The following is a 17,430-nucleotide window of genomic DNA, read 5'->3' on the forward strand; positions in this document are numbered from 1 at the left end:
TTGTTTATTTGTTTTTCTCATAATTTGGTTTACTCGTTCTCTAGTTTTGCGTGAATTCCCAGTAGGAGGAAGGTAGGTAAGTGATGATTTACTTTTTGCTGAAGAACCACATTTCTGTTTCTCTAGTTAATCCTAACGAACCGTAATACTCTCCACTGAGGTGACAAGCAAATAGGTTCAACAGAGTAACAAAGGTTATTAATGGGAGTTTAAACACGATAAAGTACTCTATAGCCCTAGTCTTATAGCAAGAAAGCTAATTCCAAGATTTATAGGTAAACGATGATACGGTGTTCACAATCTTAAAAGAACAAAAAATTATTTATAAAGATTCTAAATAAGTTTTTATGTGGTACTCCTAGTAGATGTCATTAATGAAGTTTTAGAGAAATCTGAGAATGCGATGACCGCAATGCGAAAAGATGAAATTGAGGAAATTTTTAAGGAATTTTTTAGGTCAGACTTCTCCTTAAAGCAATATACTGATGCTAATGGTTTTTACTTAGACTTTCTGATATGGTATGGACTATATTATAGAAATCCCAAAACTAATATGACAATTCTTGAAGAAGTTTTACAGAAATTTGATGAGGAAACCATAGATAAAGTTAAGAATATGAAAATAATTTCTGGGGACTTCAGTATAAGGGATTTGCAAAAGATTAATAATGAATATTTTGTTGAATTATTCAATAAAGATATAGGGGAATTTCTAGTTAAAGTAGATCCGTCCACGTGGAAAAGTATAAAGGAAGTCAAGAACACTCACGTACTAAGATGCCATATAATATATTACGGAGGAAAGTATTATCTATTCGGTGTAGTAGAGTACATTCCCATTCTAAATGAAAATGGTTTTCTCACACCTGCGTTTATAGATAAGGCTATGGAAAGGATAGATAATATGAGACTCAAGGAAATTGAGAGTGCAAATGTAACGGAAAGGACAACATTGAAGCAGTGCTTGGCTAAATATCCTGCAACATGGATAAATGAGATTTGTGATGCATTAAATATTAAAGGTAGAGTAAAGAAAGAAAAGATAGACAAAATAGCCGAGGTATACCTTAAAGAAACAGAAAAAGTATTGGAAAAATTACCTGACGAAGCTCTAGAAATATTAAGAGTAGTTCTGAATAAAGGTGGTGTTATAAAATATGGTGAACTTTCGAGGAAATTCATGGATGATACCACTTATTTTTATCACAATAATAAGACTCCTTTAGGCATTTTAAGATTTTATTGCATTGTATTTGTAGGAAAAATGAACATAAAAGGTAAAAATTACAGAGTTGCCATAATTCCTTCTGATCTGAGAGAAAAATTAAAAGAGTACATTAAATAGTTAATTGGTTAATTCTATTAATTTCATGTTAATAATACGCAGATTCGCTTTGCGCATCGCTTCAACTTCTTCCATCAAAATACGCTAAACTTACTTTAGATCAACCTCTGATTTTGATTTTAAGCAAAATTAATTAGCTTAACATCTAAGAAAATTAAAGAATTTAACACAACAGCCTACTCTTAAACAATTTATACAATAACCAATTTAAATGATTATTTATAGAATTTGGGAGTGTAGTCATAGTGTTGCCATTAGTATATGAATTTATTAAACAAGGGAAATCTCTACAAATAGTAGGTGCAAAACAATGTTTTGTATGCCTTATTCTAATATAGAAATATAAATAGCTCAATGATGACGCTAAGAGGGCGATTCACGGATCCATTGCAATTTCAATTTATTTCTCTAAAAACAGATAAGAATAATTGATTCTACATTTTCGGTAACACTAATAAGAGACGAGCGTGAGGTAATATCATGGAGTCCATACCAATTGACGAGAAAGCACTCTACAACCTCACTCAGCGAAGTGAGATCATAGAAAAGCTTACACGTCTCAACGGGGGGAACCTCACGCTCGTCCTCCAATATACTATCTGAAAACGCCTTATTAAACAAATCGGTCAAGGAAATCGAGAAAATAGCCTTAAAAGAAGCTGATGAGACTAGCCCAAAGCACGTGAGGGGTAAGAAGATAAGTAAGGAAAGATTACGCGAAGTACAGGTTCCTCAAGAGATTCAAGATCATGTTAAAAGGGAGAGAAGTCATTTACAAGCTATAGTGGATCGACAAGGCTTGTTGTTCGTTTTGTCAGAAAGAGTTAAAAGTGTGTTTTATAATGTTTATTAACAATGAGTATAAGTACTAGTGCAGAAGTATATTACGAGGAGGCTGAGGAGTTTTTATCTAAGGGTGATCTTGTTCAAGCTTGCGAGAAGTATTATAAGGCTGCTGAGGAAGCTATAAAGCTCCTCGTTGTAGAAAATAACCTAAAAGAAATAACAAAGGAAGCAGAAGAGTACGGGTGGGATTCTAAGACATTAAATGATGCGGTAACTGAACTGTCTTATAAGCTTGGAGATAATATAATAGATATGTGGGCATCAGCAGTAACACTTTTTACTGCAAGGAAATTTATGGATAAAGATTTAATAGAGAATTATAAGAAAGACATTAAGACGCTAATTGAGGAGGCCAAGCAAAGATTTAGTATTAAGGTTCTTAAATGAAGCTGAGGAGTTTTTATCTAAGGGTGATCTTGTTCAAGCTTGCGAGAAGTATTATAAGGCTGCTGAGGAAGCTATAAAGCTTCTCGTTATAGAAAATAACCTAAAAGAAATAACAAATGACGTTAAGAACAAAGGAAGATGGGAAAGCGAAAACTTGTTTAAAGCTTCCAAATTATTACGAAGCAATAACCCTGAAATACCAATTCTATGGAAAAGTGCATGGACTCTTCATGTGGAAGGATTCCATGAGCTTAGTTTAAACGAAAAGGAAGTTAAAAGACTTAAGGAAGATGTTAGGAAACTGGTTATATTTGCAGTTAATAGTTAAGGATTTTATTCTCAATTAAGGGGACCGTTGAAGTTTAATTAGCGTCTCATATAATTTATGGTGAATTAGCAATATTGCTATCACTGTTTGAAAGATGAAGTATGAGTTTCTAAATTAAGCTGATATTTATCGAGTGCTAAAGGCTAAATATGATCTTACTTGGTTATTAAGTACGTTCTAACGTAGAATGGTCTAGCGTACATTTAACTTAGTCTTATTTAAAATGGAACTAATATGATTAAATTCTGGTTCTTAGATCTAACTATAATATGAGGAAAATTTTAAAGAGCAAGCAAATTGAAAAGATGATTTATAATAGAGATAAGGTACTAATAGGAGGTCTTCCCTTCAGTGGAAAAACCACCTTAATTAGGGAGGCTTGTCAGGATTACTGCAATGAAAATGGAATACAAGTAATCGAATTACCTAAGAAATTTAATAGTATTAATGAGTTGAATGAATGGAAGCAGAAGATAAAGGAAGTCCCTAAGGCTATAATAGAGGGAAGAAATTACATAATAGAGCTTATATTAGGTAAGGTATCGATAGCTGATAAACCCTCTCTCCAATCTCCCTATTTGGATTTTAGAGGAAATGTAGTAAGTATGAGGAGTATAGATGCGATTAAGAGAATATACGAGAATGATATAAGGGATGATAAGGCAATATCCAAAATTTTAATGTATTCAACTATCGCCATGCCCAATTACTATACCATAATACCTAAGTTAGTGAATGAGGGAATAGAACTATATAAGCAAGGTAAACTCGATAAAGTTTTGGAGATTGTATTAGGATTAAAGAGGTTATATTCTTCATTTCCTAAAGCAGATATAAGCGGAGAAGATAGTATAGTATATGCTTTAGGACTGGTCCTACCTAGGGATATAGATTTTAAAACGGCATGGAATGAGTTAAGTGAGACATGGAAAGAGTTAATATATTATAGGCTAGATTCCGTATTAAGACTTCTACCCGGTAGCGCAGAAAAGATAATTAGTCAAAGGGATGTAAAGTCGTTAGGAGATAAGGTAAGCGTAGTTGATATAGACCCATTCTTTGTGGATCTGGCTGAATGGGGAAAGTCCATTATTCTCAATGACAATAACCTCTGCATTATAGGCCCGATACGCTCTGCGAAATCCACCCTAGCAAATTACATATATTCTGTGATTAATTCTAAAGATATTGATATTATAGATTACAATAATTACGATCTGTTAAATTTAAGTAAGAAAATAATGTCAGAAAACAAAAGATACATTGCCGTTTTAACGGACGATATTTTTTATTCCATTTTTCCAGAATGTAATGTAATAGACTCAAACAATTACGTTAAAGATTTCATCGATTACCTATATTTAAAGAATAACGCAAAACGCAAAAGAGGTGTGAAAACTGACGTGCCTCTTCACTATTACTACCTTTATAGATTAAAATATAAGATGAATAAAGAACAAATTAAGAGTGAATATAAATCTGATATGAGTAAATATATTATTAATACTATTTTCGGAAATAATAAAGAATTAATTAACAATTATCTCCCGCTTCTAATTTTAGGTAAAAACTATTTACCTTTGCCAACAAAGGTCAGTGAAATAGTATTGAACTATTTTAATAGGCAGACCCACGAGACTTTTATAGATTGGTTCTCAGCATTCGATTTCAATGACTATGATATGGGCGAGGATCAAGAAATAAGGGCTAAGGAAAATGAAGTATTTCAAAAAGTAAGGAAGGACCTTATAAGAGAGGTTAAGGAGAATAGGCTTGAAGAAGATTTACTAGAAGTATTTTTCGATAATTTATTGATTTTTAAGTTTCTTCCAGATACAAAGATAGATGATTTCGTAAAAACAGCGTATGGTGATTACTCTCCAATTGTAAATACTCTACTCTATAATCCCGACATAATAGATGAGTTTAACTGGGATTTAGGTGAAAGATCACGGGAGGTTTGTAATTCATTGAAAAGTCTCGAAGATATAGTTAAGGAAGAGGCAATTAATTCAGTAGGTATTACCCATAAATTAGTCGAAATAACCTATGAGTTCCTTAGTTCTAAAGTGAACAATTACATAAAAATTTACAGGTTAATATCTTCACAGAACGTTGATACAAAGTGTTTAAGCAAGGCATTTGAAATGCTAAAGTGGTACATAATATATGGGGACGACTCAGATGTGTTTAACAAATTTGAAAACATGCTATATAATGTTGTATCGAAGGCGAAAGACGATAACCTAATACGTGATTATTTGAAAATGAGTTTCACAAACATTATGCAGAGTAAAATATATACCAACGAAGAACACATAAATCAGATAGCAGAGGCTTCAAATTATTCTAAATTTGCTAGCCTACCTATATTTATATTAAATAAAATAATTAATGGCGAGATAAATGTGGAAGATATAAAGGATCCCATAGAGCTTTATACAGCACTACTTATATTCTTTCTTATAGAGAAGAATGCAACAGAAGAGAATGTATTAGAGGATATAATTCATTATCATGATTATCTAGAGGATTTGTATAATAAATTTATTAGATATGCTAAGAAACTTGATGAAAATATTATGACAATTATATTTGATATAGTATTAGATTTCCCAGCGGAGAGCAGGGATCAAATATTGGATATATTATCTGCAGGTATGGAAATTATAAATTTCACTTATGCAATGTTAATGTTTTATAATTATAATGGTATGGATGATCAGAAAGATGCGTTAGAGTACATAAATACATTAATTGAGACCAATTATAATAGTTTGATCAAAAAAGAAGAGTTGAATGAAGATGACGTATTTACATTATTTGAAATATATAAGGCAAAATTGGCTAAAACACTTATTACTTCGAAGTATGACTATAAATCTGTATTGCAAGATATAGTCGACTTAAGATCAAAGGCTAATGTAATCAGTAAAAAATTAAAAGCTGGAATATCAATAGCGTATCTCATATCGAAATTATTGTTAAACAGAGAAGTCGAGAAAACGATACCTAATGTGCCCGAAGCAACTCTCTATATGGCAGCGTTAGCATTAATGGGAAATGAGGAGATGAAGAAGGAATTCTATAAGATGGTAGAAGGTATACGAATAAATGGCAAATCGGTTACTGGAGATTTAGATAATATATTACAAAAACTACCATCTAATAATTATTTGATACCAACGCTTGAAGTATACTTCTATTTAAAGGGAGATCACGAAAACCTATCAAAAGTAATTGATCATGTAGAGGAGAAAATGCGAGGAATACCATTATTCATATTGAATAAGATGTTCAGTGAAATCAATGTTAAAGGAAATAGGAATAGATATATTGCATCATTAATTCTTTTTGTGTGAGCTACTCCCTCCTGAAGGAGGAAGCTTCCTGCTTCATAACTCCACCTTGCCAGTACTGAAGTACTGGTAGAGGGTGAAGCTCCACAGGCACTAAGGGCAGCTCCCACCCCGACCTACGCAAGATATTTAGAGAAGCATTATAGTCACGGTCAGCTATCCAACCGCACTTAGGGCAAGTAAAGATACGGTCAGCTAAAGTCAGATCTTCCTTCACATATCCACATCTAGCACACGTCCTTGACGTGTTTAACGGATTAACTAACAAAAATTTCTTTCCATACTTCCCTATCTGATATTTGATTATATCCCTTAGCTCACCAAACGATACGTCATGCAACCTCATCCTAAGCTTTCTGAGAGACTTACCAACCAGTTGTTTAACATTAATATCCTCCATTACCACAACATCGTAATTCATCGATAGGTACTTCCCTATCTTCATGTACAAATCCTTCCTCAAATTAGCAAGATGTTCATATGCCTTAGCTAACTTAACCTTGGCTTTAAACCAATTCTTGGAAAGGAACTCCTTCCTGGACAATTCCTTGTGCAAATACTTGATCTTACGGAGTGCCTTCTCGTAAAACTTGAAGTTGGGTAAATACTCACCATCTGAAGTTGTTAGAAGCTTCCCTATACCAACATCTATTGCCACTACCTTGCTTGTTTCCGGGACTTGCTGGAACACATAGTCTTCCACTACAAATGATATGTATACTCTTTCAGACTTCGTTAGCTTAACTACCACCCTCTTCACCTTGTCCAAGGGAAAGTCCCTATGGACAATGACCTTGAAGATGCCTAAGTGGGACAAACTTAGCACAAGCAGTTTCTTTTTATTCTTTCTACTTCCAGTCCTTATTTCTCTGGCGGATAGTATTTTCCAACCACTTTGAGGATAGACAAGAGAATACCACTTGTGGATTTTCTTTTCCTTAGGAAAACGTGCTAATTCTTGGAAGAACCTCTGTCTTGCTTCATAAAAACGATTTGCTATTTCTTGTACCACTTGTGAATATAGTTGTTTGTACTCCTCGTCTTGTTTTCTCAAGTCTAGGGCTAATTGTCTTAACTCCGTTTGTGTTAGACCTTTTCCATCTCTTTGGTAGAAGTAGATGTCTGCCCATCGTAACGTGTTGTATATCTCACATGCTAACTTCAACCGGGCTTTTAACGCCCTCAAGGTTTGCTCGTCTGTAAAGGCACGAAAACGAAACGTTACGATAGATATTGAAAAAAGTTAACATTTCGCGTTAAAAAACTTAACTACAAAGGGGACTATCCATCTCCACCTTAAAAGGTGAGGTTTTCCGTCCCCTTTGAACCCCTTATTTTTATAAAATTTTTAAACATATCTCTTTCATGTTAATCATAACATTCGTAAGATTGTTATTTCTCTATCTCGTTATACTGTTTAGTGTTCGTAAGAAAATCCTATCTTTTAAGGATATACTCGAAAATTACCCCATAAAATAACTCTAATAATATAATATCAATTTATGAAGGAGAATAATGTTTACGGTAATATTGAGCATCAAATAAATTGAAAAAGACTTGATGTGCCATATGTTATACCTCTTTAACATGCCTTGTTGTTAAAAATTATCATCGTAAGATAAAATGTAGTTATTGAGTTATAAACTATTATGTGAAGTAATTCTCCCTACAGAGTAACATTATAAAATATAAGTTCTCATAATGTCTTGCAAAGCAAAAAGGAGGTTTTTAGACCAGTGATTACACTATCGGACGATTCGACAGACTAGTAAGAATCTAATATAGTTTTATAAATACTTTTTGGAATGACTACATAAGAACGTATCAAATTTAAAAAATTGTGGTATTTTCCATTTCTTATTAGCTAAATTTTATGACGAATTTTATGCAATTTTTGGGTTAAATGATTAATACTAAACTGATAAAATTGTTCATTACATTTATGTTCTGGGTAAGAGTAAAATTTAAATAGTGGGATCTTCAAATTAGAGATATGGGTTCTCCAGAAAGATTGGAAAAGCTGGTATCCAGACGAAGGGTCTTCCTCTTCTCCTCCATAATACTCCTAGTTTTCGGCTCTGATATAGCTCCAGAAATTCACGATAGTCCGCTTTTTGCTGTGGACGATATTATAGCAGTAATATTGGGCGTCATAGGTATACTCCTCTACTTCCTCATGAGGAGGAAGGATGAACCAACGCTGTCTAGGCAGAGTAACATCTATCTAGGTATATTCATTGTAGCGTTTGTTATGAAATTAGGTTGGACCTTCATCGAGTTCTCACACGCGGATGACGTAGCCGATGATATACCGGCCATAATAATATTGATAGCTGTGCTGGCTAACAGATTCTTATAAAGATAGGGATTCAAAGGGGACGGAAAAACTCCGCCTTTTAAAGGTGGAGATGGATAGTCCCCTTTGTAGAAAACTTTTTAACATCTTCACCAACCTTCTCTTAATGACACCTCCTTCCGGTCAACCTACTGAGGATGAGGAGCGGGAGCCGACTACTACTCCCGCAATACCAGAAGGAGGTGCCTACGAAGTCGAGTTCGGGAATAGGAGGACTAACGTCATTCGTCTCCTACCAAACGGTTATCAACATAAGAAGTTGTTAAAACTTGCGGATACATCAGCCAAACTCTTTAACGAGCTAAACTACCACAGAAGACAACAATTCTTTCATGGCGAGAAAGTAGACTTTGAGGATACTTGGAATAAATATTATAACAAGTATAAACACATTCTAGGTTCGGCAAATGCTCAAGCAGTAATGCAAAAGAACAATGAAGCATGGAACTCTTTCTTCTCTCTACTTGGACTGAAGAAAGAGGGAAAATTACCACCACACATGTCCCACATCTCGCCACCAAGGTATTGGAAAGATAGGGAAAACAAGAGGAGGAAGAAGATTCTAGTGATCAGACAAGATAGATACGAGGTAGATGAGAAGAGGAAGAAACTCATCCTCAAGGACTTTCACATGGAGATCGATTTTGAAGGTAGGTTAAGGTGGTACGGTAAGCAAGGTAGGTTAGAGATTATTTACGATGAGGATGTGAACAAGTGGTATGTACACATTCCCGTAGATGTTGGTGTTGAGACTACTAAGAGAGGTAAGCAATCAAAACACGTAGTTCATGGTGAAAGGAAGTCAATTCAAGTAGTTTTACCACAAGGTAATAAGGTAGCTTCTATTGACTTGGGTGTAAACATCCTTGCTAGCGTAATAGTAGATGATGGTACTTGGTTGTTATACAAGGGAGTTAGGGCAAAGGAGGATTACTTTTACTTTGAGAAGAGGATTGCTGAAGTTCAATCGCTTGCAGATAAAGCTAGGAGCGTGGATGAGTACGAGGCTTATGAGGAGTTAACGGGAGAGAAGAGGAGGCTATTCGAGAAGTTGCAAAGGAGGTTTCTTCATTTATACAGAGCTCTAGCAAGTGGTATTGTTGAGGAACTTCACAAGTTGGGCGTTTCCACAATCTACTTGGGCTATCCTTATAACATCTCTCAAGATAGGGGTAGCAAGTACACGGTGAATGTGTGGTCTTACCGTAAGCTCATTGATGCCGTGGAATTTAAGGCTCAGGAGTACGGCTTGAGGGTGTATGAAGTAGTTGAGTATAACACGTCTAGAGTATGTGCTTATCATAACGTTGAGGTGAGGAGGAAACCTAGGGGAGTGATAACGTGTCCATTTAACCATAAACTGCACAGTGACTTAAATGGTGCTTTGAATATTCTGAGGAAGGCTATGGGAAGGGTCGTTAATAGGGTGAAGAGGCCTCTTTCCTTCATTGTGGACCATAATGGTATAGCTCCCGTAAGGGGGAGTAACCCTTGAGACCTCGGGGAACCATCGCCCTTCAGAACGGTGAGGAGGTCAGAATCCCCTAAGATCCTTAACAAACCTCATCTAGTAGAGTAGGCTGTTAGCTATTATGAAGGAGACTGTACTTTATAAAATGTGATGAAAAGTACTTTCGAAAGGACTTAAAGAGATTTGAAAACTTGCGAAATGTAAGGTTAAGGCAAAACACTACTATTGTGGAAACTTTTTTATGGAATTTACATAATTTAAGTATAATAAGAAAAGGAGGTGTAGTAGTTGAAGGGATATAATTACGTCATGATAGGTATACTGGTCACGCTATTAGTGATTCTTTCTATTTTTACGACATCTTTATCTATTTTAAATCCTTTTCTCGGGATTTGGTACTCTTCTGGTAACGTAAATACGCTAAACGAAATCATTTCCATCCCTGGCTTAAGTGGTAACGTAAATATATACATAGATAACAATGGAATAGCTCACATTTACGCAAACAATCTTCATGATCTCTTTCTCGCTGAAGGTTATTACGAAGCTAGTCAAAGATTATTTGAAATAGAATTATTTGGCCTTTTAGCTATGGGAAATTTAAGCTCTTGGGTTGGTGCTAAAGCGTTATCCTCGGATATTGCGATGCATTTAATAGGAATACCACAGAACGCAATAATGAGTGCTCAATACTTAAAGCACAACTATCCAACAATTTACTCATATCTAGAAGCCTTCTCTCAAGGTGTTAATGACTATATAGATAGTTTAAACTATAGAGATTTGCCCCTGGAGTTCAAGTTGTTAAATGTTAAACCTTATTATTGGTCACCAGAATACTCGCTAGCTTTTGGGGAATACATGGCTTGGAGTTTGACTTCAGGGTTTAATGATGAACTTGAATCGGCACTACTTTACACTTACTTCAACTATACAGAAATCAATGAAATTAATCCATATTATCCTCATTTCATAGATGGGAATCTTACTGTTATTCCTGGTGACGGTACAGTTAACGGTTATAATTTAACCGATCAAGGGATTTCGCCTCAGTATTTATGGTCGCTAAACTGGTATCAATCATGGGCTACTGGTATAAATAAAGATGAGTTTAAAGATCTAGTACCATTAATGAAGTATGCCATACTGAACATTTCAGATCCTTTTATCTCGTTTCCGAAATTTGCAAGCAACTCATGGGTTATAACTTCTGACTTTTCCACTCAAGGTCCTATACTGGCTAACGATCCACATTTACCTTTATTCGCTCCATCAGTCTGGATTCCATTACAACTTGTAGCCCCCACATTTAACGTAACCGGTTGGTCATTAGTTGGTATACCAGGGGTGCTAATAGGACATACCCCCTACACTGCATGGGGATTAACGACACCCGAAGGGAGTTCTTCAGACGCTTATCTGGAAATAGTGAATGGAAGTCAATATTATTATAATGGTAAATGGTATCAAATGAATGAGTATAATTACACATTAATGGGCAGAACGTATACCGTTTACTATACTAATAATGGACCAATAGTAGCTAAGTATAAGAACTATGGAATAAGTCTGTATTGGTCTGCGTGGAAAGAGCCAATTCTTACAGTCATTTCCATACTTCTTTTAGACAATTCAACGTCTTTTAATGATTTAATAAATGCAGCAAAGTATTGGGTAATTCCTCCACAGAACTTGGCAATTGTAAGTAAGCATCATGCAGGAATAATTGTAGCAGGACTGTATCCACTTATAAATGAGACTTTACCTAATGGTAAAAGCGTATTGGTAGTGGGTGCAAGAACACCATTAAACGGTACTGTTACGAAGTACGAACCAATTGGTTATATACCCTTCAAATACTTGCCGCAAACATTTGATCCTATAAGAGGGTTTGCCTTTGCACCTAATCAACCCACTGTTTGGATAAATTACCCATTTCCATTTATTGGTGGATTCTGGAGCTCCGGTGGTAGAGCTGAAGATATCTATCATTATTTAATGTATCAGCGAAGTGTTAATATTAGTGATATGATGAAATTACAATCCAACGTCACCGATTATTGGGCATCGCTACTTACTCCCCTTATAATAAAGGCTATGGTCAATAACGTTAACGGCAGTATTCAAGGAACTGCATTAAACTATCTACGTAATTGGAACTTCACATTTTACCAAAACGAGGTAGCGCCTACAATATATACTTATGTTGTTGCCGAAATGGTGAATAATAGCATTGTGAAAATACTTAATAATATGGGTTTAGACATATTGAATATAGCTAGCATACCTTATATTTTCCCTGATTACATATATATTGCACAATACGATCCCACATCCATTTGGGTTAATGGGAACTTCACTAACTTAGTTAGGCAATCGTTTGTTAAAGCGATCTCGTTATTAGAACATAATTTAGGAGATAATATAAGTCAATGGTACTGGGGAAGAGTACATTTCTTAGAAATTTACAACCCATTGGGATTAAAGGCACTTTCCGTTGGACCTATTCCAATATTTGGAGATCCTCATACGCTTGCAGTTGGATCAACTCCTTATATTCCCACAATTCCTTTACCTTATGTAACAGTAGGTTCATCGCTTAGGTTTATAGCTTCACCGTACTCTTCACAATTCTATGGAATATTCCCAGGTGGTCCTTCAGAGAGTCTAGTTAGTGCGTTTAGAGAGAATCAATTACCCCTATGGTTATCCTTCAAATATGTTTCCTATTCAGGATATAATTACATCATAATAGCAAAAATAACATTAGAGGCGTGATAGTAATGAAAGGCACAAATACAATTTACCTTATCGTTTCGTCAATAATATTAGCATATATATTGCAAATTTTTGTATTGTATCCGTTTACAGCAATAGCTATAGGAGTACCCTTAGGGTTATTAAGCAGGAAATATTCAGCGATAGGAGGTTTTCTCATAGGATTCTTATCCTCACTTTCCCTATATCTAATTTACCCTATAAACGGCGTTAGTAAAATAGCAGAAATAATTGGACAACTAATTGGAATTAACCCATTTCTAGTTATACTTCTTTACCCACTAATTTACGGTACAATATCATTAATAAGTGCCCTACTATTTTATTATATAGTTAGAGTGAATAAATGATATGGTATTTCTATTAGTAAGCTAGAAGAGAGTTTATCTTTTTTTTTTAATACAAAATATAGAGAAATATTTGAAGAAAGTCTTATAGTTAATGTGTTAAATTTTTCTAGAACTTAATAACAAATAATAGATTAGAATGGATAAAATTTTTCTCGTTATTCCTAGCATATCTCCACTAAAATTGGTTTGGAATTCCTCTTCTAATCTCCATCGCGTTTAGTAGGAAAAAAGATTATATGTATAAAAGTTTCTCATTTCTTTACTTACCATCTTTTTTTCTTAATAATTTAATAAGCGTGATTATCACTATTAGTAATACGATTGTTATGAATACAACTATTCCAATATTAAGCCATGACTCTGGCATATTAACTTGAATTCCACTTTCTGATTCATTAACTTGCATAACGCTTATCTCTCCATTTCCATAAAGAACTACATTATTGCCTATGTTTCCAACAACGTATTTGCCCTCAGGTATATAATAAGGTTTGCCTCCAATTATGATAGTACTCATTAAAATAATTGGTTGGTTTACTCCTAAAACGTTTTCGTAGGCATAATCCGCGTTGCCCATGTTGGAAATAACCACGCCGGAAACTACCTGACCATTAATTAATTTTCCATCATTATAAACTAAATAACCATTTGAGGTTTTTAGAAGTACTGAAGATTCGAAGATGTAAATCTCAGATACTGACGGCACAACATTTCCGTTAATAGTTACTGGAACTGAATTTAATTTAATTTCGTTGGGATTGGTGGAAAAAGGTATTTTAGGTGCGTTCGTATCAATTAATTCATTTTCTGTGATCGCTCCACAAAATAATATAAGGGGAACATTAGCTATGGAAATGTTTTTTCCACCATTGGTAAAAGATAATATTGGTGAAACAAGGGAATTATTGCTTTCATTGGTGTAAGTTATTAGTGGAAAAAGATTTGGTGTAGATGGAACACAAGCAATATTTATTAGTCCCCAAGATAAGAACGGATACGAAATAGTAATATTATTTACAGGATTATAGAGCATTACTTCAGAGGTATTATAGAACGTTAGGTAGTCTTGAGTTAAATCTGCTATCTCCCCATTAAAACTAACATTAAACTGGCTTACTCCACCAGAAGTTAGATTAATGACGTTAATAATGTATTGGAGGTTGTTATTTGACGTTATGATATAGAGGAAGTTATTATTAGGATTGAGAACAGCATAGGGTTTACCTGTAAAATTTTCGCCATCCTTCTCAAAGGACAGCGGTAGACCCGTTGTAACAAATGATATTGTTCTAGTAGAATTGGTTATTAAGTTATATACATTTATGATTATTTCAACTTTAGGTACAACTACTGTGTAACCATAAACTTCTTCATTTGTAGTTGATAAGATTTTGCTTGCTACATTAAAAGCATAAATTCCATCAATGTTACCATAATCATTATTTCCATTTACACTTAACTCCTTAAGATTTAGCTTATAATATTTCATGGTTAGTGTATTTATCACATAAACTGTTAATGTATCATTTAAAAGAGAAGATGTCATGAAATTTGGAGTTGTATGCGTCGAGTTTATAGATCCACTACTTAAATTAACAAATTTAGTGAAATTCGTGACTACATAAAAATAAGGTTCTACGAAAACCAGCAAGTAGTTGGAGTAAGAGTAAAGATGTGCTATCCCCTCTAGAGGTAACCTAATCGTGTAACCACTTAAATTCATTAAGACAAGTTGTGCTGTGTTTTGAAAAAGATGCACTTCTCCTATTAGATTATTAGTAACAAAGAGATAACTAACGTTTGAAGAAACGAGTTGAGGAGAAACAAAGAAACTAATTGGCCAGAGTAATATTAAGGGTATTGCTTTCATATGTGAAAAGGGTAAAGGGTTAATTATATATTTTTTCGCAAGACTATATCTAATAAATCATTTAATATTAAAAAGAAATTTGATAAATATACTATTACAGATATACTAATTTCCTTAAGACGAAACGATGTTTACATTCTATTCAATCTCATAACTCTCTAAGAAATCATGTAATGCTTTAAGATAGGACTTGAATTCATTTTGCAAAAAACGTCTCAGCGAATTATTTACATATTGAAGATAACTTAACTGTTATTAAAAAACATAAGGCAGAGAAACTTGCTTTACATGTGAAGATTTGTAGTCATAGGAGTAATCAACAATGTTTTCGAAAATGTCGACTAAGATTTAAAGGATCCAATCCTTAACACGTACAAAATAGATTCGAAAAGTAATGCTATAGAGAGTTAAGAATTATATTCGATATGTCATCTGGATTAGCTAAAAGGACTGTTGAGGGAAATATGGAATATTTAGAAATAGCTGATTTCGGTAGAGCTTCCTTATCATATCGTGCTGGCTGGCATTCCCAATATCGGCGTTATCATTTCAGATGGTGGTAAAGTTTTTCTTTTTTCTTTCTTATTTGCAACCACAATGACTAGATATAAGCTATCCGCTGAAGTTTCCTTTTCTAGGCCTAGTGAAATAATGGGTAAGCTTTATATGATTCCTTATAAGGATAATGGGCAAAAGGTCCTTTCTTTTGATGTCGATTACCCCTCATTTTGCAAGGTTAGTGTAAATCAAGATAGATTTAGAAATGAGTATTTATCCTTTGACTGTAATCCCTCTGACTACTTTTCAATTAGTATCAATTATGAGGTCGAAATTCATTCTTTCTCGAAATCTGAGAATGAGGAGAATGTTTTTCTCTCTTCAAGCAAATATGTTAATATTGATAAGTTTAGGAGGTTTAACATACCATATTCCTCACTTGATGATCTCCTAAATAAAATCACGAGTTTTGTTAGGGATAGTATTAAGTACGATAAAAACAATAGTAACGTTAAATCGGCATTTGGCTCCTTAATTATGGGATCTGGAGTTTGCGTAAACTATAGCCACGTTACACTAGGAATTCTAAGAGCATTGGGAATTCCTGCTAGGTACGTTGTGGGTTTAATTCCATATTCTATTAAGGAAGCCCACGCATGGGTTGAGGTTAAGGTTAATGATGTGTGGTTCCCCGTTGATCCCACTAATGCGACTAAAGGAATGCAGTATTTGAAATGGGCTATTGGAAGGGATGATAGTGATGTTAGGAGTAAGATCTGGTATCGCAAACCCACAAGTTTTGATTTCTCTTTTAACTGGTATTTCAAATAATATGTTCATATGGGAAAAATATTTTTACTTAAACGAAGTAGTATAACATATGTCTCAACAAGATAATGAAATTCTAGGGTTACAAAAGGTAAGAAGAGGAGTTTGGTATTTAATATTATCACAATTAATCAGTATTCCTTTAGCAATAGTAATTATTGTAGTCTTATTTGCGTCTAGAAGTCTCCTGCCAATGATAGTAACTATAGTAGTTGGTTTAGCAATTACCATTCCTTTCTTAATTTTGACATATATTAATATGAGGAAAGGCTTTGAAGCTTTAGTTTCAATTGGCAGGGACTTAAAGTACGGTGTTAACGGGATAATTTTAGCAGTAATCGGAACTGTATTAGTATTGATAGCTCTCGTGTTCACAGCACCGTTTATATTTTCGCTATTAATATCTTCCACATCTTCTGTCTCTTCATTAGCCTCTTCATCAGTAGTAGGGGCAAGTATCATTTCCATAATTGGTGGGTTAATAGGTCTTATAGGTTATGTACTCCTATTCATAGCTTTTATGAAAACTGGCGAGATTTATAATGAAAAGGATGTAAAAGATGGTGGTCTAGTTGCATTAATAGGCTATATTTTATCTATAATCCTTTCAATAATAGGTTTGATAGTGCTCTTAATAGGGTTCTACATGATATATGCTGGATTAGAAAAAGTAATAGAGAATCTACCTAGACAACAGCCCAATTTACCTCCACCTTCCACACCTCTAGGACAAGTCGGAATAGGTAAGCTTTATAGTAATGGTATGGCAGAAGTTACCATTTACTCTCAATATCAACTAGGAATTTTAAGTGCTACAATATTAGGCACTAATTATTCAACGAATAATATTACGCCTAATCAGCTTTCTTTAGGCTATAACGCTATTAAAATCGATTTCAAAGCTTCATTCACTTTTGTATCTGGTAACATTTACGTTATACAACTAACTTTATCAAATGGGCAAACGTTAAACATTAGTGTAGTATATCAGCCTTAAAGAAATTTAAAAATTTC

General features: G+C 34.2%; 12 protein-coding genes and 1 pseudogene. 11 read left to right on the plus strand and 2 right to left on the minus strand.

The genetic code is table 11. From position 1 onward, the window contains the following. The first annotated feature begins 349 nt into the window (after positions 1–349). From J5U23_RS09355 to J5U23_RS09375, 5 genes and pseudogenes are all read left to right on the plus strand, one after another. Entirely contained in the window at positions 350–1,345 is a 996-nt protein-coding gene (locus tag J5U23_RS09355) for a hypothetical protein (protein ID WP_218266003.1), read from the plus strand. A 480-nt stretch (positions 1,346–1,825) separates the two neighbouring features. Further along, positions 1,826–2,127, plus strand: a pseudogene (locus J5U23_RS09360) (IS256 family transposase); the annotation flags it as partial. Between the two features lie 73 nt (positions 2,128–2,200). Then, complete coding sequence (locus J5U23_RS09365) at positions 2,201–2,578, plus strand: PaREP1 family protein (protein WP_218266004.1); 378 nt, start codon at positions 2,201–2,203, stop codon at positions 2,576–2,578. Next, on the plus strand, positions 2,535–2,906 hold the full coding sequence (locus tag J5U23_RS09370; protein WP_218266005.1) for a PaREP1 family protein: 372 nt from the start codon (positions 2,535–2,537) through the stop codon (positions 2,904–2,906). The genes J5U23_RS09365 and J5U23_RS09370 overlap by 44 nt, the downstream gene beginning before the upstream one ends. Before the next feature lie 269 nt (positions 2,907–3,175). Then, positions 3,176–6,268 carry a transcriptional regulator gene (locus J5U23_RS09375; RefSeq protein ID WP_218267566.1) on the plus strand — a complete coding sequence of 1,031 codons (3,093 nt, stop codon included), beginning with the start codon at positions 3,176–3,178 and terminating at the stop codon, positions 6,266–6,268. A gap of 1 nt (position 6,269) precedes the next feature. Here J5U23_RS09375 and J5U23_RS09380 read toward each other — a convergent pair whose 3' ends face one another. Continuing rightward, positions 6,270–7,499, minus strand: coding sequence for an RNA-guided endonuclease InsQ/TnpB family protein (locus tag J5U23_RS09380; protein WP_218267530.1), 1,230 nt, complete (start codon positions 7,497–7,499; stop codon positions 6,270–6,272). A gap of 759 nt (positions 7,500–8,258) precedes the next feature. Here J5U23_RS09380 and J5U23_RS09385 point away from each other — a divergent pair. From J5U23_RS09385 to J5U23_RS09400, 4 genes are all read left to right on the plus strand, one after another. Next, positions 8,259–8,624, plus strand: a complete 366-nt coding sequence (locus J5U23_RS09385; protein ID WP_218257946.1) for a hypothetical protein — start codon at positions 8,259–8,261, stop codon at positions 8,622–8,624. 103 nt (positions 8,625–8,727) lie between these two features. After that, a complete protein-coding gene (locus J5U23_RS09390) occupies positions 8,728–10,116 on the plus strand; it encodes an RNA-guided endonuclease InsQ/TnpB family protein (RefSeq protein ID WP_218266006.1) in 1,389 nt (462 codons plus the stop codon). A gap of 285 nt (positions 10,117–10,401) precedes the next feature. After that, positions 10,402–12,870 carry a penicillin acylase family protein gene (locus J5U23_RS09395; protein WP_218267531.1) on the plus strand — a complete coding sequence of 823 codons (2,469 nt, stop codon included), beginning with the start codon at positions 10,402–10,404 and terminating at the stop codon, positions 12,868–12,870. A 5-nt stretch (positions 12,871–12,875) separates the two neighbouring features. After that, positions 12,876–13,220 carry a hypothetical protein gene (locus J5U23_RS09400; RefSeq protein WP_218266007.1) on the plus strand — a complete coding sequence of 115 codons (345 nt, stop codon included), beginning with the start codon at positions 12,876–12,878 and terminating at the stop codon, positions 13,218–13,220. A gap of 259 nt (positions 13,221–13,479) precedes the next feature. Here J5U23_RS09400 and J5U23_RS09405 read toward each other — a convergent pair whose 3' ends face one another. After that, positions 13,480–15,090 (minus strand): hypothetical protein, encoded by a 1,611-nt coding sequence (locus J5U23_RS09405; RefSeq protein WP_218266008.1) that lies wholly within the window; start codon positions 15,088–15,090, stop codon positions 13,480–13,482. 534 nt (positions 15,091–15,624) lie between these two features. Here J5U23_RS09405 and J5U23_RS09410 point away from each other — a divergent pair. Then, positions 15,625–16,419 (plus strand): transglutaminase-like domain-containing protein, encoded by a 795-nt coding sequence (locus tag J5U23_RS09410; protein ID WP_218267532.1) that lies wholly within the window; start codon positions 15,625–15,627, stop codon positions 16,417–16,419. 49 nt (positions 16,420–16,468) lie between these two features. Beyond that, positions 16,469–17,413 (plus strand): DUF973 family protein, encoded by a 945-nt coding sequence (locus tag J5U23_RS09415; protein ID WP_218266009.1) that lies wholly within the window; start codon positions 16,469–16,471, stop codon positions 17,411–17,413. Positions 17,414–17,430 lie beyond the last annotated feature (17 nt).

The sequence above is a fragment of the Saccharolobus shibatae B12 genome, from assembly GCF_019175345.1.
GTDB lineage: Archaea > Thermoproteota > Thermoprotei_A > Sulfolobales > Sulfolobaceae > Saccharolobus > Saccharolobus shibatae.

Excerpts from the sequence above, each read along its gene's own strand:
- J5U23_RS09415 (WP_218266009.1), top strand. The coding sequence starts at position 16,469 with ATGTCTCAACAAGATAATGAAATTCTAGGGTTACAAAAGGTAAGAAGA.
- J5U23_RS09405 (WP_218266008.1), bottom strand. The coding sequence starts at position 15,090 with ATGAAAGCAATACCCTTAATATTACTCTGGCCAATTAGTTTCTTTGTT.
- J5U23_RS09390 (WP_218266006.1), top strand. The coding sequence starts at position 8,728 with ATGACACCTCCTTCCGGTCAACCTACTGAGGATGAGGAGCGGGAGCCG.
- J5U23_RS09365 (WP_218266004.1), top strand. The coding sequence starts at position 2,201 with ATGAGTATAAGTACTAGTGCAGAAGTATATTACGAGGAGGCTGAGGAG.
- J5U23_RS09385 (WP_218257946.1), top strand. The coding sequence starts at position 8,259 with ATGGGTTCTCCAGAAAGATTGGAAAAGCTGGTATCCAGACGAAGGGTC.
- J5U23_RS09395 (WP_218267531.1), top strand. The coding sequence starts at position 10,402 with ATGATAGGTATACTGGTCACGCTATTAGTGATTCTTTCTATTTTTACG.
- J5U23_RS09400 (WP_218266007.1), top strand. The coding sequence starts at position 12,876 with ATGAAAGGCACAAATACAATTTACCTTATCGTTTCGTCAATAATATTA.
- J5U23_RS09375 (WP_218267566.1), top strand. The coding sequence starts at position 3,176 with ATGAGGAAAATTTTAAAGAGCAAGCAAATTGAAAAGATGATTTATAAT.